The sequence below is a fragment of the uncultured Empedobacter sp. genome (assembly GCF_937930195.1).
GTDB classification, from domain to species: Bacteria; Bacteroidota; Bacteroidia; order Flavobacteriales; family Weeksellaceae; genus Empedobacter; species Empedobacter stercoris.
Map to the genome: position 1 here is coordinate 1 of NZ_CALGVK010000044.1, position 5,408 is coordinate 5,408.

A 5,408-nucleotide genomic window follows, 5' to 3' on the forward strand; every position below is an offset into this window, starting at 1 on the left:
ACTCGCAACATTCAGCTTGGAAGGCTGACGCTCTACCAATTGAGCTATTCCCGCGATTGTGAGTGCAAATATAGAACAGCTTTTTTAATTACAAAACTTTTAGGAAGCATTTTTTTATAATTATTTTACATATAAAGCTAAGTTTCTCATCATAAAATTTTTAAGCTAAAAAATAATTTTATTTTTCTTTGATTAATTATTTTGAACATGAAAAGATTATCCTAAATAATTGCTTTTTTCCAGATTTCAATCAATCGTTCGTAAGAAAATTGGGCATTTGCAGGACTTGTACTTGGCACAGAAATATACTCTATGAATGTTTTTTTTTCAAAATATTTCCAAAATAATTGATACGCTTTCTTTCCATTGAAAATTATTTTCTCGATTGTAGGATGTTCATTCAAAAATTCATCAATTTGATTTGGCGAAACATTTCTCATATCCACATCCATGCTTCCTTTTCGTTCAGCAGAATGCGCAACATCCCAAAGCGCTAACTTATTTTGTAAAATAAGTTGATTTCTTATTTCATAATCTTCTGAAAATTCTGTCTTGAAAATCTCAAACATCATTTTCCAAAATCTATTACGCGGATGCCCATAATATTGATTGACTTCTAACGATAAATCCCCAGGTAAAGAGCCAAGAATTAATGTTTTTGGTTGTTCTGATGTAATTGCAGCAAAAGATTGTTTATGCATTTTGTCTTATTCTAAAATAGAATGTACAAAAAAAGTGCTGCAAAACTGCAGCACTTTAATAAAATAATATTTTTGAACGATATAATTTTAGAAAATTTGCTCAGATATTTCTTCCCATTCTAACATTTTCTTATCTAAATCATTTTTCAAATTTGCATATTTATCCAATTCTTGTTGGGTTTGAGAACCTGCGTGTAATTTATTTTCTAAATCCGCAATCTTCGTTTCCAAATCTGATATCTCTGTTTCTATACGAGACAATTTATTTTTTAGGCGTTTCTGCTCCTTCTCTTCTTCAAACGATAAAACACGTTTAGCTTGCTCTATTTTAACCTCAATTGGCTTTTCTTCTTTTGGTGCAGCTAAAGAATTTCCTTTCTCGACTTCACGGAAATTACCCGCTTTAATTTGCGCTAAATAATCATCAATTCCAGAAAGATATTCTTTGACTTGACCATTACGGAAATCAAACACTTTGTCTACTAACCCTTCTAAAAATTCGCGGTCGTGCGAAACTAAGATTAATGTTCCTGTATATTTTTGTAAAGCTTTTTTCAACAATTCTTTCGATACTATATCCAAGTGGTTCGTCGGCTCATCCATAATTAAAACATTAAATGGACGCAACAATAATTTACATAAAGCCAAACGATTTCGCTCGCCTCCCGAAAGTACCGAAACTTTTTTCTCTACCGCTTCGCCTCCAAACATAAAAGCTCCTAAATAATCGCGAACATGTTTACGTGTTTCTTCTGTTGCAGAATTTTCTGCCTCTTCTAAAACGGTTAATTTATCATTTAGAACATGTGCTTGATTTTGAGCAAAATAACCAATCTCAACATTATGACCATGTTTAATTCTTCCTGTATAAGGTTGTTCATTGATAATTGCACGAGATAAAGTTGTTTTCCCTTGACCGTTTTGTCCTACAAAAGCTACTTTTTCACCACGATTAACATAAAATGAAACATGATCAAAAACTTGATGATCACCAAATGCAACACCAACATCATCTAATTCGAAAATAATTTTTCCTGGTTGAACTGCATCCACAAATCGGATATTCATTTTGGTTACATCATCATTTTCAATTTCGATGCGATCTATTTTGTCTAATTTTTTGATTAATGATTGTGCCATCGAAGCTTTGTTGGCTTTTGCACGGAATTTCGAAATCAAATCTTCCGTATGCTTAATCATCTGTTCCTGATTTTTTTGCGCTTGTTCTAATTTTTCGCGGCGATCTTCACGCAATTCTAAATAACGTGTATAATTTGCTTTAAAATCGGAGATGTGACGATTCGCAATTTCAATCGTACGGTTGGTTACATTATCCAAAAATTGACGGTCGTGCGAAACCAATACAACTGCACCAGGATAATCTTTCAAGAAATCTTCTAGCCAGATAATCGAATCGATATCCAAGTGGTTTGTAGGCTCATCTAAAAGCATCACATCATGTTTTTGCAACAATAGCTTTGCTAATTCAATGCGCATTCTCCATCCACCAGAAAACTCTTCTGTTGAGCGATGAAAATCTGAACTTTTGAAACCTAAACCAATTAAAATTTGTTCAATTTCAGCGTCTTTTGTGTAACCACCTAAAAGCCCAAAACGTTCTGTTAAATGCGAAATATCTTCGATTAACTTTCCGTATTCGTTCGATTCGTAATCTGTTCTTTCGGCTAATTCTTTGTTGACAAAATCAATACGATTCTGTATTTCAACCAATTGTTCGAAAGCAGAATCAGCTTCTTGCCAAACAGTTCTTCCTTGTACAAAATCAATATCTTGCGATAAATACCCGATTGTTACGTCTCCTTCGTAGACAACTTCTCCTTCTGAAGCCTGTTGACTTTTGGCTAAAATTTTAAGTAACGTCGATTTTCCAGCCCCATTTTTACCTACTAAACCAACACGATTTCCTTTGTTGATGCGGAACGAAACGTTTTCGAATAAATATCTACCCGCAAAATAAACTCCTAAATTTTGTACTAATAACATTTTGCAAAAATACAATGTTTTTTTGTTAGTTGAATACAATGAAGTTTAAGGTTTTATACGATAACTAAAAAAATACAACAGAAAACTAATAACAACAGAAATTGTAGCAGGCACAAAATAGGCAATTGCCAAATTATTTGTTTGAATAAAATTGATTGGAAGATGTATTAATTTGAATTGAAAAACCAGGAAACACACTGCTACAATTACAACTGAAATTTTCCAATCGTAATTACGTTTATGGTTAATAATAGATGCTACAATATAACCTAAAACTATTCCTACGAAACTCAAAATCGATTTCATTATCGCCAAATGTTTTAGCTTTTCACTAATTCCAAACTCATCACTTTTACGTACCAAAAAAGCAAAATTATCTTTTCCCATCGAATGAATTAATTCAATCAAATCTAATTCTGCCAAGACATAAAATTGTTGAATTCCTAAGAATAACAAAATACTTGCAACGAGTTGAAGTACGAATATTTTTATGTTAAAGTTGTTCATCAGAAGAAAATTTAAAATCGATCATAAAAACGTTTAATATCGGCTTCTTTATCGATAGTTTGATTGTTCTCTAAAAAATCATACAATTCATCGACCATGACTGGCGCCAGCATCGTTCCACGCGTTCCCATTCCATTTAAACAAATCAATTGCTGATATATTGGATGCGCACCAATAATTGGGCGACGATCGACTACTGTTGGTCGGATGGATGCGTGCTGTTCCACAACTTCAAAATCTTCCTTGAAAAAATTCTGAACCCCATCCACCAAATATTGTTTGGCTTCTGCTGTATTTTCGTAATTGACATGATCACGATCGTAAGTTGCACCAACAAAATATTGATTATTTTCTAAAGGCATCAAAAATTCTTTTCCTTTTACTACAGCTTCAGGCAATGTGGCTTTTGTTTCTATTTTCAACACTTCTCCTTTCACACCAATAACGGGTAGATTTTTGAAATATGGATTATTTAAAACATTGTAACCTTCGGCAAAAATAATCTTATTTGCTTCAATATTTTTATAGTTCGTGTGATTATCGTGCACAATCAAGGATTCAAAGTCAAATTCTTCATCAATATATTGATTTTGTTCAATCAAATAATTTTTGAAATCATTCAAAAGATTAGTCAAATCAACTCGACCAGTGTGCAAAACTTCTCCCGAACCTATAGGGTTATTGATTGCTGAAAAATCATTCAATTGCTCTGTGTCTGTCGCTAAATAATCAACTAAATCTGGATGAGTCGTTGCTTTTTTTAGCCATGTTTTTTTCTCTTGTTCATCATTAAAAACACGATAAACTGGAAAATTGTAGATGTATTTTTCGTTCAATAATTCTTCAAACTGACCAAAAACTTCGCGCAAACGATTAATTTGATTTGTCGCATTCCAAACAATTGAAAAACGTTTTAGCACAACCGGATTGAATATTCCTGCTGCAATTGCCGATGCTTTATGAAAATGATCGTCAATCACTACAAAAGATTTATTTTCTTGCAATAATTTCATCGCCATACAACTTCCTGCAACACCTTGTCCTACGATAATATACTCTACTTTGTTCAATTGATAAAATTTAAGAACAAAGGTAGATAATGTTTCTATTTTTATTATCTTGTTATACAAAAAACATCCATATTATGCAAATACTCTTTATTTTTCTTTCTTGCCTTATTCTTATTTCGGTAATTATTCCTTTTTTCAAACATAATCATTGGTCGGTAAGAGTTTTTGATTACCCACGTTTTCAAAAGCTTATTTTAGTTATTCTCACTTCATTTCTATTCATTTTTGTAGAGAAAAATTCGACTACGATTAGTTTGTTCGTATGTCTTATTTTTTCAGCAATTTATTTGCTTTGGGTCATTCTTCCCTATTCGCCTTTTGGAAAAAAAATGATCAATCAAGTTGAATTAAAACCGAATGAAAAACCTTTAAATTTATTAGTCTACAATGTTTTGCAAGACAATACAAAATACCAGAATTTAGTTCAATTAATCAAAAAACGAAATCCCGATATTGTGTTTCTTCTGGAAACGAATAATGAATGGATGAATCAAATACGTGAAGCTACAAATGATTATGAGTATAAGATAGAAGTTCCTTTAGACAATACTTATGGTTTATTATTCTACTCGAAATTACCCATTAAAAACCAAGAGATTAATTATTTAATTAGCACTGAAATCCCTTCAATTATTGTTGACATCGAGTATAATAATCAGATTGTACGTTTGTATGGTTTGCATCCTACACCACCTGTTCCACAAGAAAATGAAGAAAGTACTGAAAGAGATGCTGAAATTTTAATGATCGGAAAACAAGCCAAAGAATACGGAAAAGCATGTATCGTATTTGGTGATTTAAATGATGTTGCGTGGAGTAGAACAACCCGCCTGTTTTTGAAGACATCTCAACTTTTAGATCCTCGAAGAGGTCGTGGAATGTTCAATACTTTTCATGCGCATCATTGGTTTTTACGTTGGCCTTTAGATCACTATTTCTTGAGCTCTCAATTTCGATTAATTGAAATGATTAGAGAAGATAATATTGGTTCAGATCATTTCCCAATTGGCTTAAAAGTCGTTTTAAGAAGTGATGATGATTCAGGAGAAATGAAGTTAGATCAAGAAGAAAAAATAGAAGTTGAAGAAAAAATAGGAGATGGAATTGAAAAAGGTGATGCGAATTA

General features: G+C 32.2%; 5 protein-coding genes. 1 reads left to right on the forward strand and 4 read right to left on the reverse strand.

Annotation, left to right across the window (positions count from 1 at the left end):
• Nucleotides 1–221: 221 nt before the first annotated feature.
• From Q0616_RS02380 to Q0616_RS02395, 4 genes are all read right to left on the reverse strand, one after another.
• Nucleotides 222–701, reverse strand: coding sequence for a DNA-deoxyinosine glycosylase (locus tag Q0616_RS02380; RefSeq protein ID WP_171623187.1), 480 nt, complete (start codon nt 699–701; stop codon nt 222–224).
• A gap of 87 nt (nt 702–788) precedes the next feature.
• The gene (locus Q0616_RS02385) at nt 789–2,705 is read right to left on the reverse strand and encodes an ABC-F family ATP-binding cassette domain-containing protein (protein WP_171623186.1); all 1,917 of its coding nucleotides are present in this window, start codon (nt 2,703–2,705) and stop codon (nt 789–791) included.
• Nucleotides 2,706–2,750: 45 nt separating this feature from the next.
• Nucleotides 2,751–3,212, reverse strand: coding sequence for a hypothetical protein (locus Q0616_RS02390; protein ID WP_171623185.1), 462 nt, complete (start codon nt 3,210–3,212; stop codon nt 2,751–2,753).
• Between the two features lie 11 nt (nt 3,213–3,223).
• Nucleotides 3,224–4,282 (reverse strand): FAD-dependent oxidoreductase, encoded by a 1,059-nt coding sequence (locus tag Q0616_RS02395; RefSeq protein WP_298774789.1) that lies wholly within the window; start codon nt 4,280–4,282, stop codon nt 3,224–3,226.
• Nucleotides 4,283–4,611: 329 nt separating this feature from the next.
• Between Q0616_RS02395 and Q0616_RS02400 the strand changes: the two genes are divergently transcribed.
• A partial coding sequence (locus Q0616_RS02400) for an endonuclease/exonuclease/phosphatase family protein (RefSeq protein WP_225532496.1) occupies nt 4,612–5,408 on the forward strand: 797 nt, incomplete at its 3' end.

What these genes read in the sequence shown, in the direction of transcription:
- Q0616_RS02385 (WP_171623186.1), bottom strand. Translation starts at nt 2,705, where the DNA reads ATGTTATTAGTACAAAATTTAGGAGTTTATTTTGCGGGTAGATATTTA.
- Q0616_RS02390 (WP_171623185.1), bottom strand. Translation starts at nt 3,212, where the DNA reads ATGAACAACTTTAACATAAAAATATTCGTACTTCAACTCGTTGCAAGT.
- Q0616_RS02380 (WP_171623187.1), bottom strand. Translation starts at nt 701, where the DNA reads ATGCATAAACAATCTTTTGCTGCAATTACATCAGAACAACCAAAAACA.